Source organism: Kitasatospora sp. NPDC004723 (genome assembly GCF_040609255.1).
Classification (GTDB): domain Bacteria; phylum Actinomycetota; class Actinomycetes; order Streptomycetales; family Streptomycetaceae; genus Kitasatospora.
The window spans coordinates 40,866-63,631 of the sequence record NZ_JBEXJT010000017.1; the positions used below are offsets into that span (position 1 = coordinate 40,866).

Consider the following 22,766-nt stretch of genomic DNA (forward strand, 5'->3'; position numbering starts at 1 on the left):
CCTCTGTCCAGCGCGAAGCCGCGAGAGGCGAGGCGCGTCGGCGAGAGCGGAAGGACGGGTGGCCGGGATGGGACGGCGCTGGTGGCCGGGGTTCGTGGCACTGTCGGCGATCTGGGGTGCGAGCTTCGCCCTGATCAAGGTGGCGGTCGACGCCGGGGTGCCCCCGGTGTGGGTGGCGGCCTGGCGCTGCCTGCTCGGCGCGGTCGCGCTCTGGGCGATCCTCGCCGTCCGCCGTGAGGCCGCTCCGCGCGACCTCGCCACCTGGGGCCACAGCGCCGTGGTCGCGGTGCTGCTGAACGCGGTGCCGTTCGTGCTCTTCTCCTACGGCGAGACCCGGGTCAGCTCGGTGCTCGCCGGGGTGATGAACGCCACCACCCCGCTGTTCGCCCTGCTCTTCGCGCTGGCCGCCCTGCCCGGGGAACCGCGCCCGGGGTGGCGTCGGCTCACCGGACTCGCCCTCGGCTTCGCCGGGGTGCTCACCGTGCTGGGTGTGCAGCACGGGCTCGGCTCCGGTGCGGTGGGCGGTTCCGGCACCGGGGTCGTCGTCGGCGGGCTCGCCTGCCTGGCCGCGACCTGCTGCTACGGCGCCGGGTTCGCCTACCTGCGCCGCCACCTCTCCGCCCGCCCGCACTCGGCCGCAGCCCTGTCCGCCGCCCAGATCACCTGCGCCGCCGTCGAACTCGCGGTCGCCGCCCCGCTCGCCGCCGGTGCCCCGCACTGGCCCGGTGCCGGGGCCGCCGTGGCCCTGCTGGTGCTCGGTGCGGTCGGAACCGGCATCGCCTACGTCCTCAACCTCGATCTGGTGCGCACCGCCGGGACGGCCGTGGCCGCCGCCGTCACCTATGTGACCCCGCTCTGGTCGACGGCTCTCGGCGCGCTGCTGCTCGCCGAGCCCGTCGGCTGGAACACCCTGGTCGGCGGCCTGGCCGTGATCGCCGCCGTTGTGCTCACCCGGCAGCCGCCGAGCGCGCCCGACGGCGCGGCCCGGACCGGCCGCTGGGGCCGGAGAGGGCGTCAGCCGGTCGGTTAGGGTGGGCCGATGGGCGCGGGGCGGGCAGCGGACGGGGGCACGGGTGTGAACGTCGGCGTGGATGTCGACGTTGATGCCGACGGGGCCACACGCGAGGCCGTCGACGAGGCCCTCGACGGTGCGGCCGACGCGCCGCAGTCCCCGCCCCCCGTCGCCGTCCTGGCGGCGCTGCGCGCCCGTCCGCTCCGCTTCCCGCTCACCCGCGACTCGCTGCGCTGCTGGGCCTACCTGGTCGGCGGCGCCCTGCTGAGCCTGCTGGTGGTGGTCCTGCTGGTCGTCCTCGCGGTGCTCGGTCTCGGGCTCTCGGTGGTCGGCATCGGCCTGCCGCTGCTGCTGGCCGTCGCCCTCTCCGGCCTGCCCGTCGGCGCCCTGGAACGCCGCCTGCTACGGCTCGTCGAACCGACCCCGCTGCCCGACCCGCACCGCGCACTGCCCGGGGCCGGTCGCCGTGCCCGGCTCCGGACCAGGCTGCGCGAACGCGCGACCTGGCGCGAGCTCGCCCACACCCTGCTCGTCGGCCCGCCGCTCACCGCCGCCGGACTCGGCCTCACCGCCCTGCTGGTGTTCTCCGCGGCGCTGGTCGTCAGCCCCCTCGTGGTCTGGGCGCTGGCCCCCGAGACCGTCATGCTGCTCCCCGGCCACGCCGTCCAGGGACCGCTGCACGCCCTGCCCGCCACCGCCGTCGGCCTGGCCGGGCTGCTGCTCGCCGGCTACGCCGGGGCGCTGCTCAGCGCCGTCCACGTCCGGCTGGCCCGGCTGCTGCTCGGCCCCCGCGAGGAGGGCCTCGGCCGGCAGGTCGTCGAACTGACCCGCTCCCGGGCCCGGTTGGTGGACGCCTTCGAGGCCGAGCGCCGCCGCATCGAACGCGACCTGCACGACGGCGCCCAGCAGCAGCTCGTCGCCCTCAGCATGACCCTCGGCCTGGCCGCGCACGAGCTGCGCCAACGCGGCGGCGCCGCCGGCGGCACGCCCCCCGGGGCCGGGCCGGTCGGTGACGACCCGGTGCTCGACCTGGTCGACCGGGCGCGCGGCGAGGCCCGGCAGGCGCTGGAGCAGCTGCGCGGCCTGGTCCGCGGCATCCACCCCCAGGTGCTCACCGACCACGGACTGGCCGCCGCCGTCACCGAGGTCGCGCTGCGCCACCCGATCCCCGTCGAGGTCGACCTGGACCTGCCCGGACGGCTGCCCGGCCCGGTCGAGTCCACCGCCTACTTCACCGTCACCGAGGCACTCACCAACGCCGCCAAGCACAGCGGCGCCGCCGCCATCACCGTGCACGGGCGGATCGCGGACGGTCGGCTGGTGCTCCAGGTGACCGACGACGGCCGCGGCGGCGCCGACCCGGCCGCCGGGGCCGGACTCCAGGGACTGGCCGACCGGGTCGCGATCCTGAGAGGACGACTGATGGTGACGAGTCCGACCGGCGGGCCGACCAGGCTCCGGCTGGAGGTGCCGTGCTCCGGCTAGTCATCGCCGAGGACGCCGTGCTGCTCCGGGCCGGCCTGGTCGAACTGCTCACCAGGGGCGGCCACCGGGTGGTCGCCGCCGTGGGCGACGCGGACGCCCTCGCCGCCGCCGTCGACGCCGAGCGGCCGGACGCCGTCGTCACCGACGTCCGGATGCCGCCCGGCTTCCACGACGAGGGGCTGCGCGCCGCCCTCGACCTGCGCGGACGCCACCCCGGCCTGCCCGTCCTCGTCCTCTCCCAGTACGTGGCCACCCCGTACGCCACCCGGCTGCTCGGTGCGGCCGGCGCGCAGCGGGCCGGGCTCGGCTACCTGCTCAAGGACCGGGTCGGCGAGGTGTCCGAGTTCCTGGACGTGCTGGGGCGGGTGGCGGCCGGGGAGACGGTGATCGACCCGGAGGTCGTCCGGGTGCTGCTCCGGCAGCAGTCCGCCGACCGCCCGATCGCCCGGCTGACCCCACGCGAGCGCGAGGTGCTGGGGCTGATGGCGGAGGGCCTCAACAACCAGGCGGTCGGCGCCCGGCTGAGCATCACCGAGGCGTCCGTGGTGAAGCACTGCGGGAACATCTTCATGAAGCTCGACCTCGACCCGGTGGAGGGCAACCGGCGGGTCCTCGCCGTCCTGGCCCACCTCGCCGACCTGCGCGGCGAGTAGCCGGGCGGCTCGGCGGGGCGGGCTCGTTGTCGGTGCCGGGCGCTACCGTGCCGGTCATGACGGAATTCGTACTCGTGGCGGGTGCCTGGCTGGGGGCTTGGGCCTGGGACGACGTCGTCCCCGGGCTGCGCGCCGCCGGACACGGTGTGCACCCGTTGACCCTCTCCGGCCTCGCCGAACGGCGCGGTCTGCCCGCCGGACAGCAGACCCATGTGCAGGACGTCGTCGACCTCGTGGAGGAGCGCGACCTGCGTGACGTGGTCCTGGTGGGGCACAGCTACTCGGGCATCCCGGTCGGGCAGGCCGCGGAGCGGATCGGTGACCGGCTCGCCCACCTGGTCCTGGTCGATGCCAACGTCCCCGTCGACGGGCAGGCGTTTGTCGGTGCCGGGCCGTGGGGTGAGGCCGTCGCCGCTTCGATCGGCGCCAACGACGGCTACTGGCCGCCGCTCACCGCCGACGGGTTCGCGGGCCAGGGGCTCACCGACGCGCAGATCTCCCGGATCGTCACCGGCGCCACCCCGCACCCCGGCGGCACCCTCACCGAGCCCGCCGCCCTGGCCGGTCCGCTCGCCGCGATACCTGCGACCTACCTCACCTGCCTCCTCGACAGCCCCGAACCCCCGCCCGCCGTCGCCGCCCTCGTCCGCGACGCCGACTGGCACCACGCCACCCTCGACATCGGCCACTGGCCGATGTTCTCCCGGCCCACGGCCCTCGCCGAGTTCCTCCTGACCGCCGCCCACCGCTGACCGGCCCGCCCGCCCCACTGCTGAGCCGAGCGTCGCCCTGGTCGCCCCGGTCGCCCCGGTCGCCCCGGTCGCCCCGGGGCCGGGGCCGGCGCGTGGCCCGCTGTGGCCCCCCGGCGTGGGGACTGCTTCGGTGCTCTGGGCGGCTGCGGCTCGGCCCGGCCGAGGTGTGTGGTGGCCGGTCCGGCGGGGCGGTCGGCTCTGGGCGGGTGGCCCGCTGGGTACGGCCCGGCTTGGGCAGGCGGGTTGGGCGGGGCTACCGGCTGTGTCGGGTCGGCCCGGCCGATCGGTGAGGGGGCGCGGGGTCAGCGCCGGGGTTGGTCGGGGCGGCTGGGCGGCTGGTGGTGTGCCTGCTCGGGTGGGGTGGGGCTCTCGGCGAGGAGGGTGGCCAGGCGGTGGGCGGTGGTGTCCCAGGACCAGTGGGTTCGGACCCACTGGCGGCCGGCGGTGGTCATCCGGGCGCGGTCGGGGGCGGGGGCGCGGAGGATGCGGGTGATCGCGGTGGCGACGGCGGACGGGTCGCGGCCGTCGACGACCGTGCCGTTGACGCCGTCGAGGACGGCGTCCGGGGCGCCCCCGGAGCGGCCGACGACGACGGGCAGGCCGGCGGCGGCCGCCTCCAGGAAGACGATGCCGAGGCCCTCCGCCTCCAGACCGGCCCGGCGGGTGCGGCAGGGCATCGCGAAGACGTCGGCCGCGGCGTAGGCGTCCGGGGTGTCGGCGTGTTCGCGGCCGCCGGCGAAGACGACCGTGCCGGGTTCGGTGAGCCGGTGGGCGAGGCCGCGCAGGCGGTGTTCGTCCGGCCCCTGGCCGACCAGGACGAGGACCGCGCCCGGCACGGTCCGCCGGATCAGCGGGAGCGCCCGTATCAGGGTGTCCTGGCCCTTGCGCGGGACGAGTCGTGCCACGCAGAGGATCACCGGCGCCTGCGGGTCGGCCTCCCGGGGGCGTGGGCGGAACAGTTCGGTGTCCACCCCGGGGACCAGCCGCTCCAGGCGGGCCGCCGGGCCGAGCGCGGGTGCGATCCGGTCGCGGGTGTGGGCACCGAGGTAGGTGACGACGTCGACGCTGTCGCCGATCCGCCGCAGCAGACGCCGGGCCACGGGGGTGCGGGCCCACCAGATCTCGTGGCCGTGGGTGGTGGCGACGGTCCGTCGGATGCCGGGGGCCTGCCGCCGCAGCTCCGGGGTCATCGCGGCGAGCGGGGCCGCGGCGCCGAACCAGACCCGGTCGCAGCCGTACGCCCGGGCGAGTTCGGCGGCCCGGCGGGTCACCCGCGGGGTGGGGAGCAGGGTCCGGGACCGGTCGCGGACCACCGGGAACGGGAGCGCGGCGTCATGGCGGGCGGCGCCGGGCTCGTCCGAGGTGTAGACGACGACCTGGTCGGCGGGCAGCCGGGTGGCCATGGCGTGGACGAAGGTCTCGATGCCGCCCTGCCGGGGCGGGAAGTCGTTGGTGACGATCAGTGTGCCGGTCATGGGACGGGGACCACCTGGGGTGTGCGGGGGTGCGGGGCGGCGGACGGGACGGCGCGCGGCGTGGACCGCGGGCGGGGAGGACGGTGCGGACCGGTGATGCGAGGGAGGGGGATCAGGGGGAGGCGGGGGACGAGGGCCAGCACGGCGGGCAGGGCGAGGTAGCCGAAGCGGGTGGCGGGGGCGAGCAGGAACGCCAGGGCGAGGCCGAGCGCGAGCCGGTCGGCGGCGGCGACGGTGTCCCGGGGAGGGGTGCGGACCAGCGACGCGGCGACGGCGAGCCCGGCGAGCAGCAGCAGGGCGAGCGCCGTGTACCAGCCGCCGGGGCCGAGGTCGGCGAGCAGCCGGCCGGGCAGCGGGCTGCTCGCCGGGGTGGGCAGCCCACCGCGCCCGGTGGGGAAGGCGAACACCTGCTCCACCAGCGGCCCCGGCGCGCGCAGTGCGCCGGGCAGGACCAGCGCGGCCGTGCCGACGGTGGCGGTGGCGAACGCGCGCAGGGCCGACCGGCGTCCGGCCGTGGCGGCGAGCAGGGCGACGACGACCGCGACCGCGGGCCAGGCCGTCCACTTGAGCGCGCAGGCCAGCGCGAGGGCCGACCCGGCGGCGAACGGGCGGGCCCGTCCGGCCAGGGCGAGCGCGAGCAGGCAGAGGCCGGTCAGCGGCAGGTCGACTCCGCTGACGCAGAGCGGCAGCGCGACCGGTGGTGAGGCGACCAGCGCCGCCACCACGAGAACGGGCACGTTCAGGCCGCCGCCGCCGGGGAAGCCGACACCGACACCGACACCGACACCGACGCCGCCGCCGGTGCCGGGCCGTCCGGGGCGGACGGCGGCGGCCAGGCAGCCGAGGAACACGGCGGCGCACCACAGGCGGGCGTCGCCGAGCAGCCGGGTCGGCCAGCCGTCCGCGCCGAACAGGGCGCGGGGCAGCCCGAACAGTGCCATCCCGGGCAGGTAGGGGGTGTACTCGGCGACCGTGTGCGGCTCGGCCAGGTACGGCGTTCCGTGCCGGAGCAGCAACTCGCCCGACCGTTCGATGACGGCGACCTCGCTCTGCCCCTGCCCGGTCGCGACCAGGAGAAGCAGCGGCGCGAGCACCGCACCGGCCAGCGCGACCGTCACCGATCCGGCCCGCGCCCACCGCGGCGGCAGCGTGAGCACGGCGACCGCCGCCGCGAGGTACCCGGCGGCTGCGAGCAGCCCCCAACTCCGGTGCGGTCCCAGCCCGGAGACGAGTGGGAACGCCCCCGCCCACCCGGCCGCGACCAGCCACCCGCCGCACCACAGCGCCCTCCGCCCGCCGGGTGGGCGGGGCGGACCGGAGGAACCCGGTGGACGGGGGACGCGGTGGACACGGCCGGTGCGGGGCGGACGGCCGCGGCGGGGGACGGAAGCGGAACCGGAACCGGAACTGGAACCGGAAGCGGAAGCGGATCGGGAGGTGGAGCCGGGCCGGGAGGCAGGGCCCGGGCCGGACGGAAGCGCGGTACGGATGCGGTGAATCAGCACCACTTCATTGCAGCGGCGCAGGTCGGCGAGGTCATGACGGTCAGGTCGAGTCCTCAGGTCGGGTTTCCCCTACCACCGGGCGGGCGGCCGGGGCGGCCCCCGCGTCCTGAACACGGCGCCGTGGGCGCGGTCGGTGTGCACGGCTGTGGGCTCCTCCTCGTCAGCGGGCGTTCCGGACAAGGGAATTCGTATCCGATCTCACGTTCGGTGTCCACCGAATTACGTTCGGTGCCGATGGCTCGCTATCGTGGACCCCGTGGTGAGGTCCTGGGATGCGGCGGTCGGGCGGGCGCAGGAACGGTTGGCGACGGCGCCCGGGGTGCGGGCGGTGGGGGAGGGCGAGGGGCGTGGATTCGCGCTCTGGGACCTCGCCTCCTGCGCCGAGGGGGAGTTGGGCGAGTGCGTCGACCCGGCGGCGATCGGCCCGGCCGAGGAGCGACGGCTGCGCGAGCGCCTCGGTGAGAGCGGCCGCGAGTGGCCGGGCGGCGAGCTGTACCGCCGCCGCTACTGGCTGCTGGCCGGCGGAACCGGGGACAACGGCGCCCCCGGCCCCGGCCCCGGGCCCAGCCCCGGCCCCGGCACCGGCCCCGGCACCGGCCCCGGCATGGGCACCGGCCCCGGGGAGACCGAGCCGGTCGGGACCGTCGCCGTCGACAACTGGACCAGGGGCCCGGGCCAGTTGGCCGTCTCCTCGCTCTACCTCCGCCCCTCGGCGCGCGGCCGCGGCCTCGCGGCGACCGCCCTCGACCACGTCTACCGGGCCGCCACCGCCGAGGGCCTGCCCGGCTACCGGCTGGAGGCGCACTGGACCTGGCAGCACGCCGTCCGCTACCACCTGCGCCGCGGCCTGTGGGTGGTCTCCTGGAAGCACGCCCTCGGCCTCGCCCGGATGCCCCAGCTCCCGCCCTACCGCGTCCGGGAGGAGGACGGCCGCCTGGTGCTGCTGGTCGCCGACCGCCCGTCGCCCGACCCGGCCGAGGCGGTCTGGACGCCACTGCTCGCCGCGGGGAGCGAGGGCCGCCGGCTGCGCCTGGACGAGACCGCCGCCTACCGGCAGGCCGACGGGTGGGTGCACGGTTACGCCCGCTCGACCCTCGCCCTGCACCTCGCGCTCGCCGGCCGTCCGCTGGTGCGCGGCCCGCAGTGGTGGGCGGAGGCCTGGCGCTGGGCGGACATCGGTGAACCGGAGGGCCTCGCCTATCGGATCGGGCACATCGAGCAGGCGGCCCGCGCCGCGGGGCGGGCGGTGGTGACGCCCTACCGGGCTCCGGCCGTCCCGGACCTGCCCCGGCCGTCCGAGGAACCCCGGCCGGACGCTCCCGCCCCCCGGCCGTCGGACGGCGCGGCGACGACCTGAGGGGCCGGACCCCGCGCACACCACCGCACACCGCGGACGAGTCGCAGGATCCGGCCTACCGGCGCGCCACCCTGGGCAGGCTCCGCCGGAGGCCTGTCGACACCACCCGCAGCACACCGAGTTGAGGAGCCCGCCATGTCCGCACCCGCAGTGCACGAATCCGTACTCGACGCGATCGGCGGGACGCCGCTGATCCGCCTCGCCCGGCTCGGCGCCGGTCTCGCCGCCCCGGTCTACGCCAAGGCCGAGTTCCTCAGCATCGGCGGCAGCGTGAAGGACCGCGCCGCGCTGTCCATGGTGCTGGCCGCCGAGCGCGACGGGCTGCTGGCGCCCGGCGGGACGATCGTGGAGGCGACCTCGGGCAACACCGGTATCGGCCTCGCCATCGTCGGCCGCCGGCGCGGCTACCGGGTGATCGCGGCGGTGGCGGACCGGACGGCGCCGGAGAAGTGGGACATCCTGCGCGCGTACGGCGCGGAGGTGGTGCTCGCGCCGACCGCCGTGCCGCTGGAGGACCCGGCGCACCTGTTCAACGTCGTCCGCCGGATCGTCGAGGAGACCCCCGGAGCCTGGCTCGCCGACCAGTACGACAATCAGGCCAATCCTGACGCGCATGTCCGGACCACCGGCCCGGAGATCTGGGAGCAGACCGGCGGCCGGGTGACCCACTTCGTCGCGGGGGTCGGCACCGGAGGCACCATCACCGGCACCGGCGGCCATCTGAAGGCGGTCTCCGGCGGCGCGGTGACCGTGGTCGGCGCCGATCCCGAGAGCTCGGTCTACGGCGGCGGGGACGGCAGCCCGTACTACGTCGAGAGCATCGGCCACTTCATCCACCCGGACACCGTCGAGGACCGCTGGCCGTTGGCCTACCGGCGGGACGCCGCGGACGCCTTCGAGCGCATCCCGGACCGCGAGTCGCTGCTGACGGCGCGCCGGCTCGCCCGCGAGGAGGGCATCCTGGCCGGGCCGTCCTCCGGCACGGCGGTGGCGGCGGCGCTGCGGGTGGCGCGCCGGCTGGGGCCGGAGGACCTGGTCGTGGTGCTGCTGCCGGACTCGGGCCGCTCCTACCTGTCCAAGGTGCACAGCGACGCGTGGATGCGGCAGTGGGGCTTCCTGGAGGACGGCGGCGCGGTGGAGACCGGCGGCGCGGTGGAGAACGCCGTGCCGGCGGAGCCGACGGGCCTGCGGCCGCTGCTCGACAGCGCCGGGCCACTGGTCACGGTCGACGCCGATGCCACCGTCGGTGAGGCGGCGCGGACGCTGCACGGCGTGCCGGGCGGCGTCGCCCCGGCCGTCCTGGCGCGGACGGCGCGCCCGTACGGGGTGAGCGCGGCGGAGGTGGTCGGCGCGGTGTCCCGGGAGGTGCTGGCGGCGGCGCTCGCGGACGGCTCCGCCAAGCCGGACGCCCCGCTGGGCGCCCTGCTCGGGCCGGCGCTGCCGGCGGTGGGCGTCGGGCAGTCGGTGGCGGAGGCCCGCGCGGCGCTCGGGTCGGGGCACCCGGGCGTCCTGGTCCTGGTGGACGGCCGGGCCGCCGGGGTGCTGCCGCGGCCGGCGCTCGCCGACTAGCCGGGGCCCCAGGGCCGGCGGTCCCCGCCCCGCGCGGCGGTTTCCAGGGGCCCCTGGGAGACTCGACGCCATGGCAGAGATCGAGATCGACGGAGCCCCCGCCGACCCCGCCCGGCTGGCGGCCCTGGGCCTGCTCAACTACGGGCACTTCACCACCCTGCGCGCCGAGTCCGGCCGTACCCGGGGCCTCGCGCTGCACCTGGACCGGCTGGTCCGCGACTGCCGCACGGTGTTCGGTGCCGAGCTGGACCGGGCGCAGGTCCGCACCCGGATCCGCCGGGCGCTCCCGGCCGACGGCGCGCCGGTGATCGTCCGGGTCACCGTGTTCGACCCGGCGCTCGGCCTGGAGCGCCCCTCCGCCCCCGCCGTACCCCACCTGCTGGTCACCACCCGCCCGGCACCGGCCGCCGCGCCGGGGCCGCTGCGGGTGCGCACCGTCGCGTACCGGCGCGAGCTGCCGGAGGTGAAGCACGTCGGCCTGTTCGGCCTGCTGCACCAGCGCCGGCTCGCCCAACTCGACGGCTACGACGACGCCCTGCTGCTCGACGACGCGGGTCGCGTCACCGAGGGGGCCACCTGGAACGTCGCCCTGTACGACGGCCGCGAGCTGGTCTGGCCGGACGCCGCCGCGCTGCCCGGCGTCACTGCCGCCCTGCTGGCCGGCGCCCACACCGGCCCGCAGCGGCGCGATCCCGTCACCGTGGACGCCCTCGGCGGCTTCGTCGCCGCCGTCGCCGTCAACGCGGGCGTCGGCGTCCGCCCGCTCGCCGCGGTCGACGGCACCGCCCTCGACCCGGCGCACCCGGTTGTCGCCGAGCTGCGCGCCGCCTACGAAGGCGTCGACGGCGAGCAGATCTGACCGCCGGCGCCCGACCCGAAGCGCACCACCGAACGCGCGCCCGGCGCACGCGCCCGGCGCGCACGCCCTGACGCCGCCCGGGCATCGCCCGGACACCGGACCGGGGGATAACCCCACCCCCGGTCCGCCAGCGGCCTGCATGGTCCGCCGCATCCCGCCTTCCTAGCCTGGAACTCGTCGACGAGCAGCGACGATCCACGAAGGAAGGCCCACCATGGCACCCCGCCGTTCCCGCCCCCAGCCCGAGCCGACCGGGCGCCCCGCCGCCCACGCCGCGATCGAGCTGCGCGACGTCCGGCGCAGCTACGGCCGCGGTGGCGAGACCGTGCACGCCCTGCGTGGCATCGACCTGGCGCTCGGCCACGGCACCTTCACCGCCGTGATGGGACCGTCCGGTTCCGGCAAGAGCACCTTCCTGCAGTGCGCGGCCGGCCTGGACCGCCCGAGCGCCGGTGAGGTCTACCTGGCCGGCGAGGAGATCACCCGGCTGAGCGAGGACCGGCTGACCAAGCTGCGCCGCAGCCGGATCGGTTTCGTCTTCCAGTCCTTCAACCTGCTGCCCTCGCTGACCGTGCTGCAGAACGTGCTGCTCCCGCAGCGCCTCGCCGGGGAGCGCCAGGACCGGGCCAGGGCGAGGGAGCTGCTCGCACAGGTCGGCCTCGGCGACCTCGGCCGCAGGCGCCCCGGTCAGCTGTCGGGCGGTCAGCAGCAGCGGGTGGCGATCGCCCGCGCGCTGATCACCGCCCCGGACGTGCTGTTCGCGGACGAGCCGACCGGCGCACTGGACACCACGACCGCCCACGAGGTGCTCGGCCTGCTGCGGCGCGCGGTGGACACCATGGGCGCCACCGTCGTCATGGTGACCCACGACCCGGTGGCCGCCTCGTTCGCCGACCGGGTGGTCTTCCTGGCCGACGGCGCGCTCGCCGACGAGCTGTACCACCCGGACCCGAAGACGGTCGCCGACCGGATGGTCAGCCTGACCGCGCGTCCGGTGGGGGTGGCGGCGTGAGCAACGGACTCGCCCGCGCCTCGGTGCGCTTCCGCCCCGCGTCCTTCGTCGGCACCTTCGTCGCGCTGCTGTTCGGTGCCGCCGTGATCATGGCCTGCGGCACGCTGCTGCAGACCGGCATCACCGCCTCGGTGCCGTCCGTCCGGTACGCCGAGGCGCCGGTCGTGGTGGCCGCCGACCCGAACGTCTCCATCAAGTACAAGAAGAACGGCGACGACGACACCCACGAGCAGCCGCTGTCCGAGCGGGCCCGGGTGGACGCGGGCCTGGTGGCCGGGATCGCCGGACAGCCCGGTGTCGCCGCCGCCCGCCCGGACACCTCCTTCCCGCTGCAGAGCACGCTGCAGAGCGCGGCGCAGAGCACGGCGCAGGGCGCACCCCGGAACGGCGCGGGCCCGGCGGGCCCGCTCACCGGCCGGGGCTTCGCCGCGCTCGGCATCGCCGGCCCGCAGGACAAGCTGGTCGAGGGCCGCGCCCCCGGCGTGGACGAGGTCGTCCTGGACGCCGACACGGCGCGCGCAGCCCACCTCGCGCCGGGCGCGACCGTGGCGCTCAGCGCTCCCGGTGGCAGCGGCAGCTACCGGATCTCCGGCCTCGCCGCCGCCCAGCAGGCCGGCCCCACCGCCTGGTTCGCCGACCAGCAGGCCGACCGGATCTCCGGCCACCCCGGCCGGGTGGACGCCATCGCCGTCCAGCCCCGCGAGGGCGTCGACCGCAAGACCCTGACCGCCCAGGTGAAGCAGGCCGTCGGCGGCGCCGCCGAGGTGCTGAGCGGTAAGGGGCGCGGCGAGGCCGAGCAGCCCGTGCTCAACGAGGCCAAGGTGATGCTGGTCGCGATCGGCGGCTCCTTCGGCGGTACCGCCACCATGACCGCGGTGTTCGTGGTCGTCTCCACCGTCGCCCTGGCCACCGGCCAGCGTGCCCGCGAGTTCGCCCTGCTGCGCGCCGTCGGCGCCACCCCGCGCCAGATCCGGCGCACCATCGCCACCGAGGCGATGCTGGTCGCGCCGCTCGCCGCCGCGCTCGGCATCCTGCCCGGCGTGGGCCTGGCCCGCTGGTGGTTCGACGGGATGGTGGAGCGCGGCGTCGTCCCGGCCGACGTCGAGCTGTCGGTCGGACCGCTGCCGATGCTGATCGCGGTCGTGCTGTGCACGCTCGCCGCCCTCGCGGCCGGATTCTTCGCCGCCCGCCGCCCGCGAAGATGCGGGCGAGCCAGGCGCTGGGCGCGGCCGCCGTGGAACCGGCCCGGCTCGGTGTCGTCCGCACCCTGCTGGGCGTGGTCTTCACGGCCGGCGGCGTGGTGCTCGCCGCGGTCGCGGCCAACCTGGACGGCGAGAACGCCGCCAACACCGCGCTCGGCGTGGTGATGTGCTTCCTGGTCGCGGTCGCCCTGCTCGGCCCGTGGGTGGCCCGCGCCGCGGCCTGGGTGCTGGGCCTGCCGCTGCGGGCGGGAGGCGCGCCCGGTTCGCTGGCGGCCGACAACACCCGCGCCAACGCCCGCCGGCTGGCCTCCGCGATCACGCCGATCGTGATGGTCACCGCCTTCTGCGGCACCCTGCTGTTCATGCAGAGCACCATCCGCCACGAGACCGGCGAGCAGGTGCGCACCGGCATCACCGCCGACCACGTGCTCGGCTCCACCGGACCGGGCCTGCCCGCCGCCGGGCCCGGCGCGCCCGGTGTCGTCGCGCAGGCGGCCGGGGTGCCCGGTGTGGACGCGGTGGTCGGCGTGCTGCACACCGGCATCGTCGTCCGCACCGGCGACCAACTGCTCTCCGCCACCGCGCTGGGCGTCACCGGTGACCCGTCCCGGCTGCCCCGGGTGCTGGACCTCGGGGTGCGCGACGGCGCGCTGGCCGACCTGGGCGGTTCCCCGGACACCGTCGCGCTCTCCACCGAGCTGGCCTCCTCCCTGGGCGCCGAGGTCGGTGACCACGTCCCGTTCTGGCTCGGCGACGGCACGGCGGTGGAGCCGCTGCTGGTCGCCACCTACCAGCGCGGGCTCGGCTTCGGCCAGGCGCTGCTGCCCCGGGCGGCGGTCGCGGCGCACGTCACCGCCGCCTACGACGCGCAGGTGCTGGTCGCGGACGCGCCCGGCGCCGACCGGGCCGCGGTCGCCCGGGGCCTGTCCGGTCTCGGTGTGCCCGGGCTGACGGTGACCGACCGGGCCGGGTACGCGGCGCAGTCCGACAAGTCGCAGGAGATGGGCTCCTGGGCGAACTCGGTGATGGCCGGCGTGCTGGGCGGCTTCGCCGCCGTCACGGCCGCCAACACCCTGGTGATGACGGTGCTGGACCGGCGCCGCGAGGTGGCGCTGCTCCGGCTCGCCGGGACCACCCGGCGCCAGGTGCGGCACATGATGCGCTGGGAGGCTCTGCTGGTGGCCGCGGCCGGTCTGGGCGTCGGTGCGGTGATCGCCTGGCTCACCCTGGTGCCGATCACCCGGGGGATCACCGGCGCCGCGCCGCACGTCCCGGCCGGGACGGCGCTGCCGCTGGCGGCCGCGGCGGTGGTGCTCTGCCTGGGCGCGACGGCGCTGCCGGCGCGGGCCCTGCTGCGGTCGAACCCGGTCGGTTCGAGCGGCGGGAAGCAGTAGCGGACCCCGGGGCCCTTCCGGGCACCGGAGCAGGGAGCTCCCGGAGCACACCGGGGGCGTGGACGGGCGGTGCGCGCGGGGGTGGCGCACCGCCCGTTCGGGTGACAAAGACGCGCTGAACAGGCGGGAGCACGGGGTTGCCGAGCGTAAAGGCCGGGCACCGCGCCGATAGTGAGGGGTGGTCAGCCGCGCTCGTGGCCGCGCCCGTCCCGGTGCCGCGTGCCCGTACGCGGCTGTCCCGCCCACACCCCCGCGCCGAGCGCCCTTCGGCATGCCCGTCACCCCGGCGTGCCCATGGCGCCGCGGCGCCCGGCAGAGAGAAGGCCGACCGTTGAGCAGTCCCCCGGTGATCCGCACGCCCCGCCTGCCGCTGTTCCCCCCGGCACGTTCCGCGGACCGTGCGCCGGCGCCCCCGGCCGTGCGCCTGCCGCGGCTGCTGCTGCGCGGCGCCACGACCGCCTCGGCCGTGCTGGTGCTGGCCGAGACGGTGCTGGCCGCCGGTTTCCTGAACGGCCACTACGAGGCGCTGCGGGTGCACGCGCTGGCCGCGATGGCCCTGGGGGGCGTGCTGCTCCTCCAGTTGGCGGCGGCGGTGCCGGTCCGCCGGGTCACCGGTCCGGCGGGGGAGCGGGGGCCCTGGTGGCCGCTCGTGGTCACGGCGCTGCTGCTGCTCGCGGCCGGGGTACAGACCGGGACCGGCTACGAGCGGGCGGTCGGGGTGCACGTGACGCTGGGCGTCCTGCTGGTCAGCGCGCACCTGTTCTGCCTGGTCGGTGCGTGGCGGCTGCCGCTGACGCTGCCCGCGCCCGCGTCCACGTCCGCGCCCACGTCGTCGCCGGCGGTGGAGGACGGGACCGGGCGCCTGCCCCGGCCGTCCGGCACCGGTTCCGGTTCCGGCTCCGGCACCGGTTCCGGCTCCGGCGCGGGCACCGGGCCGGTGGAGGTGGCGCCGTGAACCGCCGCCGGTTCCTCGGCGCCGGCGTGGCCCTGCTCGGCACGGGCGCCCTCGGAGCCTTCGCCGTCCCCGCGACCGCCCGGCTGCTGGCCGAGGGCCGGCCGGGCCGGCTGCTGCGCAGCGAGGTCCCGCTGCCGGAGGCGTTCCAGGTGCCGCTGCCGGTGCCGGCCGTGCTCGCCCCGGTCCGCTCCGACGCCACCACGGACTACTACGAGATCACCCAGAAGGTCGCCCGGCTGGAGATCCTGCCCGGTCTGCGCACCGAGACCTGGACGTACGGGGGCAGCTACCCCGGGCCGACGTTGTCCGTCCGCTCCGGCCGCCGAACGGTGGTGACCCACCGCAACGAGCTGTCGGTGCCCACGGTGGTGCACCTGCACGGCGGCCACACTCCGGCGGACAGCGACGGCTACCCGGTGGACCTGGTGTTCCCGGTCGGCACGTCCGCCGAGCACGCCGCCGCGCACGGAATGGCCGGGATGGAGGGAACGGAGGGAATGGAGGGAATGGCCGGCGCCGTCGACCTCGGCCGGACCACCATCGGCACCCGCGCCTACACCTATCCGGGCCACCAGCGCGCCGCCACCCTCTGGTACCACGACCACCGGATGGGCTTCACCGGCCCGGCCATCTGGAACGGCCTGACCGGCTTCCACCTCGTCCGCGACGACGAGGAGGACGCCCTGCCGCTGCCGCGCGGCGACCGCGAGCTCCCGCTGGTGCTCGCCGACCGCGCCTTCACCGCCGACGGCTCCTCCGCCTACCCGGCCCTCGACCCCGAGCTCGCCGCCCCGGGCGTCACCGACGACTACATGAACGGCGTCCTCGGTGACGTCATCCTGGTCAACGGCGCCCCCTGGCCGCGCGCCGCGGTGGACCGGGCCCGCTACCGGCTGCGCCTGCTCAACGCCTCCAACGCCCGCCTCTACCGGCTGGAACTCGACCCGCAGCCGCCCGGCGGCGACGCGCTCGTCCAGATCGGCGGCGACGGCGGCCTGCTGGAGGAGCCGATCGTGCACGACGCGGTCGAGATCGCCCCCGCCGAGCGCTTCGACCTGGTGGTGGACTTCTCCCGCTACCCGCCCGGCACCGCGGTGCGGCTGATGAACCGCTTCGGCGGCGGACGGACCGAGGAGGTGATGCTCTTCGACGTCGGCTCGCGAGCGGTGAGCGACGACTCGACGGTGCCCGAGCGGCTCTGCACCCTCGAACGGCTCGACGCCGAGGACGCCGTCGCCACCCGGGTGTTCGGCTTCCGCCGCAGCCGCGGCGGCGACTGGACCATCAACAACCGGCCCTACGCGCCCGGTCGCGCGCTCGCCGGCCCGGCGCTCGGCAGCACCGAGATCTGGCGGTTCTTCAGCGACGTCCACCATCCCGTCCACCTGCACCTGAACTCCTTCCAGGTGCTGTCGCGCAACGGCGGCGACCCGGGCGCCTACGACGCGGGCTGGAAGGACACCGTCGACCTGCGGCCGGCGGAGGCGGTGGAGGTGCTGGTGCGGTTCACCGACTACCCGGGCTCGTACATGCTGCACTGCCACAACCTGGAGCACGAGGACATGGCGATGATGGCGGACTTCGCCGTGGAGTGACGTCGGCCGCACGCCGACCCCCGGGTACCCGTGCACCCGTGCACCCGTGCACCCGTTCACTCGTTCGGCGGAGCGCGGGCGAGCGTCCAGGACGCTCGCCCGCGCTTCGACGTGCCGTCCGGTGGCGGCTGCCCTAGCGTCACGGGGAAGGAGGCCGCCCGCCCCGGCCCGCCGGACGCACGTCGAGGAGTCGCGCCATGACCAGTCCGACCGAACGCCGGAGGCGCGGCCGGGCCGCCCGCGAGCTCATCCCGCGTTCCGCCCACGGCCGCTGGATCCCCGCCGCCGACCGCCCCGACCCGCTGGCCGTCCTGGCCCGGCAGGCCGAGGACCGGCTCCCCGACCTCGGTCCGATCCGCTACGGCCGGATGGCCGACTCGCCGTTCGCCTACCTGCGCGGCTCCGCCGCCGTCATGGCCGCCGACCTCGCGGCCGTCCCCGAGACCGGCCTCACCGTCCAGCTCTGCGGCGACGCCCACCTGTTGAACTTCGGCCTGTACGCCTCCCCGGAGCGGACGCTGCTCTTCGACGTCAACGACTTCGACGAGACCTACCCCGGCCCCTTCGAGTGGGACGTCAAACGGCTCGCCGCCAGCGTCGCCGTCGCCGCCCGCGACAACGGCCAGGGCGACGACAACGCCCGCCGGGCCGCCCTCACCGCCGTGCGCGGCTACGCCCTCGCCGTGCGCGGCCTCGCCGGGCTGGGCGAACTCGACGTCTGGTACACCCGGACCTCCGCCGCCGAAGTCTTCCCACTGGTCCGCAAGCCGGGCCGCCGCAAGCGCGTCGAGGCGACCCTCGACAAGGCCCGCCGGCGGACCAGCCTGCAGGCCTTCGGCAAGCTCACCGGGACGGACGAGGAGGGCCGGCGCCGGATCGTCAGCGATCCGCCGCTGCTCGAACCCCTCCCGCGCGACGAACTGCGCCGGGTCGGCAAGATCTTCGGCGACTACCGGGCCACCCTCCCCGAGGACCGCCGCGTGCTGCTCGACCGCTTCCAACTGATCGACGTCGCCCGCAAGGTGGTCGGCGTCGGCAGCGTCGGCACCCGCTGCTTCATCCTGCTGCTGGAGGGCCGCGATCCGCGCGACCCGCTGTTCCTGCAGATCAAGGAGGCCGGGCGGTCCGTCCTGGAGCAGCACCTGCCGCCCGCCCGCCCGGCCGCCGAGGCCCCGGTGGTGCACGGCGGGCAGCGCGTCGTCACCGGCCAGCGCCTGCTGCAGGCCGCCAGCGACATCTTCCTCGGCTGGACCACCGGCCCGGCCGGCCGGCACTTCTACGGCCGTCAGCTGCGCGACATGAAGGGCTCCGCCGACGTCGCCCGGATGACCCCCGGCGACCTGCGCGTCTACGCCGACCTCTGCGGGCGCGCCCTGGCCCGCGCACACGCCCGCTCCGGCGACCGGATCGCCATCGCCGGCTACCTCGGCGGCTCGGACGCCTTCGCCGAGGCCGTCGCCGACTTCGCCCTCCAGTACGCCGACCGGACCGCCGCCGACCACACCGCGCTGCTCGCGGCGATCGACGCCGGCGACCTGACGGCACGGCGAGGCGTCTGACCGGCCGGCAAGGAATCCGGGGACGGACAGGCCCTGCCCGCCACCTGGACGGGCTGTTCCCGACGCCGTGACGGCCCAGCCGTGATGGCCCGGCCATGACGGACCGGCCGTGACGGACCCAGGGACCGCTGCTACCGCAGCAGCCAGTCCCGGGTGCGCGCCATCACCTCGGCCCGGGTGCGTCCGCCGTGGTCGACGTCGATGAGGTGGTAGCCGATCCGCAGCGTGAACGACACGAAGCTGCGCACCTCCACCTCCTCCGGGTCCGGGCAGAACGCCCCGTAGAGCGACCGCAGGTACGCCATCCGCCGGTCGTCGACCCGCCGCAGCCGCTCGGCCACCGCCTCGTCGCGGCGCGCCCACTCGCGGATCACCAGATCGAGCGCCACCCCGGTGGCGGGCCCGTCCCCGGGCGTCGCGGCGATGACGAACAGGTGGTCCAGCCGCGTCCGCGCGTCCCCGCCCTCGCCCTCGACCCGCTCGATCACGTCGTCGGTGACCGTCCGCTCCCAGGTGTCGAGCATCTCGGCGAGCAGCGCCTCGCGGTTGCGGAAGTGCCCGTAGAAGCCGCCCTTGGTCACCCCGAGCGCCTGTGCCAGCACCTCGACCCGCACCGCCTCGGGACCGCCCCCCGCGAGCGCCCGCAACCCCTCCTCCACCCACCGCCCCCGCGGCGTCCGCGTCACACCCATGCGCCCCACCGTACCGAAGCGGCCGCTCAGGGGCGGATGCGGCCGAGGAGGCGGGTCCGGCTCTGCGCCCTGGCCGCCCTGCTCGGCACAGCCGCCGCCCTGTACCGGCTGCGCGCGCGACCGGTCGACGGCCGGCCGTCCGCGCGGGCGGGCGCACCGGAGAAGGACACGGTGCCTGCCCGGACGTGAGGGCCCGGCCGGGTGTCAGTGCTCCGTGCCAGGATCTGCGGTCATGCTGGAGATCACGGTGCGGACGGAAGACGACGAGGCCCACCCGCGGGTGAGCGCCGAGGAGCTGGCGGGGCTGGTACGGCGGATCGGGGGGCGCAAGGACCGCTTCCTGGTGGTCGAGCGGATACCCGACGAGCCGGACGTCTACGTCCAGGTGTGGCACGAGGGCGACGGGGAGTACACCCTGGAGCACCGCGACGGCGGGCCCGACCGGCACTTCCAGGTGCTGCTCGACGCCCCCGAGCCGGTGATCACCGCCATGACCGCCTGGGCCCGCCGCGCGCCCGGGTGGGGCGAGGCGTTCGACTGGGAGGCACTGGAGCTGGGGTAGCACGGCCGCCGAGCCGTCGGCGCCGCACCGGAAGTCGGACCGGCCGACTTCCGGTGCGACGTCAGCTCATCGACCAGACGGACGGGTCGTGCGGGACCGGCGGGGAGACAGCCGACAGGTGCAGCGAGGCGTACGCCCCGGCCGCCGTTTCCTCCACCACGGCCCCGGTGACCGTCGGCGCTGTCCCGGCCGCCATCGATTCGGACCGGACGCGCACGCACGCCTCGTCGAGCAGGTCGACGGCGGCCCCCGGGAGGACCTGGCCGGGCTGATGGCCGCGGGCGAGCCGGACGGCGGCCTCCAGCGCCTCGCCGGTGATCCCCACGCCGTGGTGCTCGGTCAGCCGGCGCCCGGCGTCACGCAGGATCGCCAGCACCTCGGCGGGGAGCGGTTCCGTCACCGGAAGCAGCTGGATCAGCCGGTCGAGCCCGGAGTCGCGTTCCCAGTGCCGGTACTCGGCGGTGGTGGCGGCCGCGACCACGGAGACGCCCGGCCTGCCGAACACCGGTCGGAAGAACGCCAGTGCCGTCGTCCGGCCCTCGCGGGTGTGCACGGTGGCGAGGGCGTTGTCGAGGAACAGGACGAGACCCGTGGTCCGCTGGACCTCGCCGACCAGCTCCGCCATCAGCTCGGTGAACCGCCCGTGGTGCTGCGGGTCGGCGAAGAGCGCGCCGACGTCGAGCAGGCGGACGGTCCGGTCGCGGAACGGCCGGGGGACGTTCCCGGTCACCACGGCCCGGGCGAGCCCGAGGACCGTACTCGTCTTGCCGACCCCCGGTTCCCCGACCAGCAGCGGGACGTTGCGGCTCTGCCGGGCGACGGTCTGCAGGATCCGTTCGATCTCCGGACGCCGTCCGAGGACGGTGGTGGCCGACCGCTCGGCCATCTCGCGAGTGAGGTTGCGGGTGGCCCACTCCAGGGCGGCCGGCGCCGTCGTGGTGACCCGGTCCTCCAGACGGAGCATGACTTCCTGGAACACCCGGGCCCCGTCCAGACCGAGCGCCGCCCGTGTCCGTGCCGCACCCCCTTCCGCTTCGTCGAGGAGGGCGAGGAGGAGGTGCTCGGTCCCGATCTCGTAGTGCCGGCGGCCGGTGGCCACCTCGGCCGAGCGATGGAGGACGGCCGCGGCCCTCCGGGTGTACGGCATGTGCCCGAGCGCCGGAACAAGGGCGGGCTTGGAGACGGTCAGCACCTGTTTCCTGGCGTTCTCCAGCGACACGCCCAGTGCTCTGAGGGCCTGGCCGGCCACACCCTGCTGCTCGTGCAGGAGGCCCAGGAGGAGGTGCTCGGTGCCGACGCGGAGGTAGTTCAGATGCCTGGCTTCCTGCTGCGCCAGGACGAGGGCCTGGTGCGCACGGTCGGTGAACCGCTCAGACACCTCGCGCACCTCCCTCCAGTGCCGCCAGGTCCTTCCGGGCCCGGACCGTGTGCACGTGGTTCGAGCCCAGGGTGCGGTCCCGCTCCGCGATCAGCTGCCGCAGCAGGGCCGCCGCCTCCTCCCGGGCGCCCGACAGCGCCAGATTGCGGGCGAGCATGTGCCGCGTCCGCAGGGTGTCGACATGCTCGCCGCCCAGGACGCGGCTGCGGTCGGCGAGCAGGATCCGCAGCATGGTGACCGCCTCCATCCGGTGGCCGGACTCGCCGAGGTTGACGGCGAGGAACTGCCGGGTGTGCAGGGTCTGCGGATGGTCCTTGCCGTGCAGATGGGCGTAGACCTCGGGCAGGGGGCGCAGCAGGCGGGCGGCCTCCGCCGGGTCGCCCGCCCCGCCGAGGCAGTGGGCGAGCGCGCGCCGGGAGATCAGGGTGTCCTCGTGCTCGGCGCCGAGGATGCGGGTCTGCTCGTCGACCACGGCGCGCAGGGCCTCGGCCGCGCCGGCCCAGTCGCCCCCCAGGGCCTGCTGGTCGGCTTCCTCCTGCCGCTCGCGCAGGGCCGCGGCGGCGGTGGCGGCGAACGCCCGGTTGAGGCCGAGGGCGGTCTGGTCGGCGTTCTCGGTGCCCCGGTTGCGCGGGACCGGCAGGTTCTCGGCCCGCATGGTGGTGGTGAGCCGCTTGTAGAGCTCCAGAACGGTGAGCTCCTCCGGGCCGCCGACGATGCCTTCGCGCAGCAGCCGCAGGAGCCGCCCGGAGAACGCGGTGTGGTCCTCGCCGGGCGGGGAGAGGGAGACCTGGTCGCGCGGGGAGGAGGCGAGCACGTACGTGCCGGTGACCTCCAGCTGCGCGATGGGGGTGCCGCTGCCGGCCATGGTGCCGGTGACGGCGCGGCCGGAGAAGCAGCAGTCCAGCACGATGATCTTGGTGGCGGCGCGGCTGTTGAGCACGGTGGCGCGCAGCTTGTCGTACTCGAGGGAGTTGAACTCCGGTGACTCGTACTCGCTGTGGGGCAGCGCCAGGTAGAGGTCGTGCCGGCCGCCGCCGATCAGCCCGTGTCCGGTGAAGTACACCAGCAGCAGGTCCTCGGCCGCCCTCGCGACGTCCCGCAGCGTCTGGCCGATCCGGGGCAGGCTGCCCTCGTTCAGCAGGACGGTGCAGTGCTTCTCGGGGACGATGCCGTGGTCCGGGTCGGTGAAGTGGGCGGCGAGGTCGGTGACGGTGCGCCGGACCGCCGGGAGGTCCGGCAGGTCCGGGTCCGTGTAGTCGCTCGCGCCGACGAGCACGATCCGGGACCGTTGTGGATCCGGAAGCGGCACGTCAGGCCTGCTCGGCGTCGGTGCCGTCCAGGGCGGTGCGCAGGATCGCCTCCAGTTCCCCGGCGCGCACCCGCTTGGCGTCGATCTCGACGACCGTGCCGTCCTGGCGGCGGATCTTCAGCCGGACGTCGCTGCGCCGCGGCTGCGCGAACCACGCGCGCAGCGAGGAGGCGAGCACCGACAGGCCCCCGCCGGTGCCGAGGGCCACGGAGACGGTGTCCAGCACCGACCCCATCTCCCCGGGCCCGGGCGGACGGCCGGTCAGGGTCACGCCCCGGAGCTCGGGTTCCCCCCGGAGCCAGTCGGTCAGCGACTCGGCCTCCGCGACGGTCTCCCCACCGGTCACGGAAATGTGCACGTCCACGAGCGCCCCCCATAAGGCCTGGTGACGGACGGAGTTGAGGGCGGCCAGTCTACTGATCCCGGCCCCTGCCCGCCCCC

The 22,766-nt window shown here is 76.2% G+C and carries 20 protein-coding genes and 1 pseudogene; 15 read left to right on the forward strand and 6 right to left on the reverse strand.

The window, feature by feature from the left end; all coding sequences use genetic code 11:
- The first annotated feature begins 67 nt into the window (after positions 1-67).
- The 4 genes from ABZW10_RS18515 to ABZW10_RS18530 all read left to right on the forward strand — a co-directional run bounded on the left by ABZW10_RS18515 (position 68) and on the right by ABZW10_RS18530 (position 3,902).
- The gene (locus ABZW10_RS18515) at positions 68-1,030 is read left to right on the forward strand and encodes a DMT family transporter (RefSeq protein WP_355366455.1); all 963 of its coding nucleotides are present in this window, start codon (positions 68-70) and stop codon (positions 1,028-1,030) included.
- Between the two features lie 168 nt (positions 1,031-1,198).
- A complete protein-coding gene (locus tag ABZW10_RS18520; protein WP_355366741.1) occupies positions 1,199-2,497 on the forward strand; it encodes a sensor domain-containing protein in 1,299 nt (432 codons plus the stop codon).
- Positions 2,485-3,150 carry a response regulator transcription factor gene (locus ABZW10_RS18525; protein ID WP_355366458.1) on the forward strand — a complete coding sequence of 222 codons (666 nt, stop codon included), beginning with the start codon at positions 2,485-2,487 and terminating at the stop codon, positions 3,148-3,150. Before ABZW10_RS18520 ends, ABZW10_RS18525 begins: the two co-directional genes overlap by 13 nt.
- A gap of 56 nt (positions 3,151-3,206) precedes the next feature.
- Entirely contained in the window at positions 3,207-3,902 is a 696-nt protein-coding gene (locus ABZW10_RS18530; protein WP_355366461.1) for an alpha/beta hydrolase, read from the forward strand.
- A gap of 302 nt (positions 3,903-4,204) precedes the next feature.
- Here ABZW10_RS18530 and ABZW10_RS18535 read toward each other — a convergent pair whose 3' ends face one another.
- Positions 4,205-5,377 carry a glycosyltransferase family 4 protein gene (locus ABZW10_RS18535; RefSeq protein ID WP_355366464.1) on the reverse strand — a complete coding sequence of 391 codons (1,173 nt, stop codon included), beginning with the start codon at positions 5,375-5,377 and terminating at the stop codon, positions 4,205-4,207.
- Positions 5,374-6,534 (reverse strand): glycosyltransferase 87 family protein, encoded by a 1,161-nt coding sequence (locus ABZW10_RS18540; protein WP_355366467.1) that lies wholly within the window; start codon positions 6,532-6,534, stop codon positions 5,374-5,376. The genes ABZW10_RS18535 and ABZW10_RS18540 overlap by 4 nt, the downstream gene beginning before the upstream one ends.
- A gap of 604 nt (positions 6,535-7,138) precedes the next feature.
- Here ABZW10_RS18540 and ABZW10_RS18545 point away from each other — a divergent pair.
- From ABZW10_RS18545 to ABZW10_RS18585, 9 genes are all read left to right on the forward strand, one after another.
- Positions 7,139-8,239 (forward strand): GNAT family N-acetyltransferase, encoded by a 1,101-nt coding sequence (locus ABZW10_RS18545; RefSeq protein ID WP_355366470.1) that lies wholly within the window; start codon positions 7,139-7,141, stop codon positions 8,237-8,239.
- A 135-nt stretch (positions 8,240-8,374) separates the two neighbouring features.
- Positions 8,375-9,808 carry a pyridoxal-phosphate dependent enzyme gene (locus ABZW10_RS18550; RefSeq protein WP_355366473.1) on the forward strand — a complete coding sequence of 478 codons (1,434 nt, stop codon included), beginning with the start codon at positions 8,375-8,377 and terminating at the stop codon, positions 9,806-9,808.
- Between the two features lie 70 nt (positions 9,809-9,878).
- On the forward strand, positions 9,879-10,667 hold the full coding sequence (locus ABZW10_RS18555) for an aminotransferase class IV (RefSeq protein WP_355366476.1): 789 nt from the start codon (positions 9,879-9,881) through the stop codon (positions 10,665-10,667).
- Positions 10,668-10,881: 214 nt separating this feature from the next.
- The gene (locus ABZW10_RS18560; RefSeq protein ID WP_355366479.1) at positions 10,882-11,679 is read left to right on the forward strand and encodes an ABC transporter ATP-binding protein; all 798 of its coding nucleotides are present in this window, start codon (positions 10,882-10,884) and stop codon (positions 11,677-11,679) included.
- Positions 11,676-13,046 carry an ABC transporter permease gene (locus tag ABZW10_RS18565; protein ID WP_355366482.1) on the forward strand — a complete coding sequence of 457 codons (1,371 nt, stop codon included), beginning with the start codon at positions 11,676-11,678 and terminating at the stop codon, positions 13,044-13,046. Before ABZW10_RS18560 ends, ABZW10_RS18565 begins: the two co-directional genes overlap by 4 nt.
- Before the next feature lie 914 nt (positions 13,047-13,960).
- The gene (locus ABZW10_RS18570; RefSeq protein WP_355366744.1) at positions 13,961-14,275 is read left to right on the forward strand and encodes an ABC transporter permease; all 315 of its coding nucleotides are present in this window, start codon (positions 13,961-13,963) and stop codon (positions 14,273-14,275) included.
- Between the two features lie 331 nt (positions 14,276-14,606).
- Positions 14,607-15,230, forward strand: coding sequence for a hypothetical protein (locus ABZW10_RS18575; protein ID WP_355366485.1), 624 nt, complete (start codon positions 14,607-14,609; stop codon positions 15,228-15,230).
- Complete coding sequence (locus ABZW10_RS18580) at positions 15,227-16,825, forward strand: multicopper oxidase domain-containing protein (protein ID WP_355366488.1); 1,599 nt, start codon at positions 15,227-15,229, stop codon at positions 16,823-16,825. Before ABZW10_RS18575 ends, ABZW10_RS18580 begins: the two co-directional genes overlap by 4 nt.
- A gap of 197 nt (positions 16,826-17,022) precedes the next feature.
- Positions 17,023-18,384 carry a DUF2252 domain-containing protein gene (locus tag ABZW10_RS18585; protein ID WP_355366491.1) on the forward strand — a complete coding sequence of 454 codons (1,362 nt, stop codon included), beginning with the start codon at positions 17,023-17,025 and terminating at the stop codon, positions 18,382-18,384.
- Positions 18,385-18,515: 131 nt separating this feature from the next.
- Here the strand turns inward: ABZW10_RS18585 and ABZW10_RS18590 are convergent, their stop codons facing one another.
- The gene (locus tag ABZW10_RS18590; RefSeq protein ID WP_355366494.1) at positions 18,516-19,076 is read right to left on the reverse strand and encodes a TetR/AcrR family transcriptional regulator; all 561 of its coding nucleotides are present in this window, start codon (positions 19,074-19,076) and stop codon (positions 18,516-18,518) included.
- A gap of 36 nt (positions 19,077-19,112) precedes the next feature.
- On the opposite strand from ABZW10_RS18590, the gene ABZW10_RS18595 reads away from it, so the two are divergent.
- Positions 19,113-19,265 (forward strand): hypothetical protein, encoded by a 153-nt coding sequence (locus ABZW10_RS18595; protein ID WP_355366497.1) that lies wholly within the window; start codon positions 19,113-19,115, stop codon positions 19,263-19,265.
- 43 nt (positions 19,266-19,308) lie between these two features.
- A pseudogene (locus ABZW10_RS18600) lies at positions 19,309-19,599 on the forward strand (hypothetical protein); the annotation flags it as partial.
- Between the two features lie 100 nt (positions 19,600-19,699).
- Here ABZW10_RS18600 and ABZW10_RS18605 read toward each other — a convergent pair.
- From ABZW10_RS18605 to ABZW10_RS18615, 3 genes are read right to left on the reverse strand one after another with little or no spacing between them, the layout of a single operon-like run.
- The gene (locus ABZW10_RS18605) at positions 19,700-21,016 is read right to left on the reverse strand and encodes a Clp protease N-terminal domain-containing protein (RefSeq protein WP_355366500.1); all 1,317 of its coding nucleotides are present in this window, start codon (positions 21,014-21,016) and stop codon (positions 19,700-19,702) included.
- Positions 21,009-22,292 carry a tetratricopeptide repeat protein gene (locus ABZW10_RS18610; RefSeq protein WP_355366503.1) on the reverse strand — a complete coding sequence of 428 codons (1,284 nt, stop codon included), beginning with the start codon at positions 22,290-22,292 and terminating at the stop codon, positions 21,009-21,011. Before ABZW10_RS18610 ends, ABZW10_RS18605 begins: the two co-directional genes overlap by 8 nt.
- Before the next feature lie 34 nt (positions 22,293-22,326).
- Positions 22,327-22,689: a hypothetical protein gene (locus ABZW10_RS18615; RefSeq protein WP_355366506.1), complete on the reverse strand. Its 363-nt coding sequence runs from the start codon at positions 22,687-22,689 to the stop codon at positions 22,327-22,329.
- Positions 22,690-22,766 lie beyond the last annotated feature (77 nt).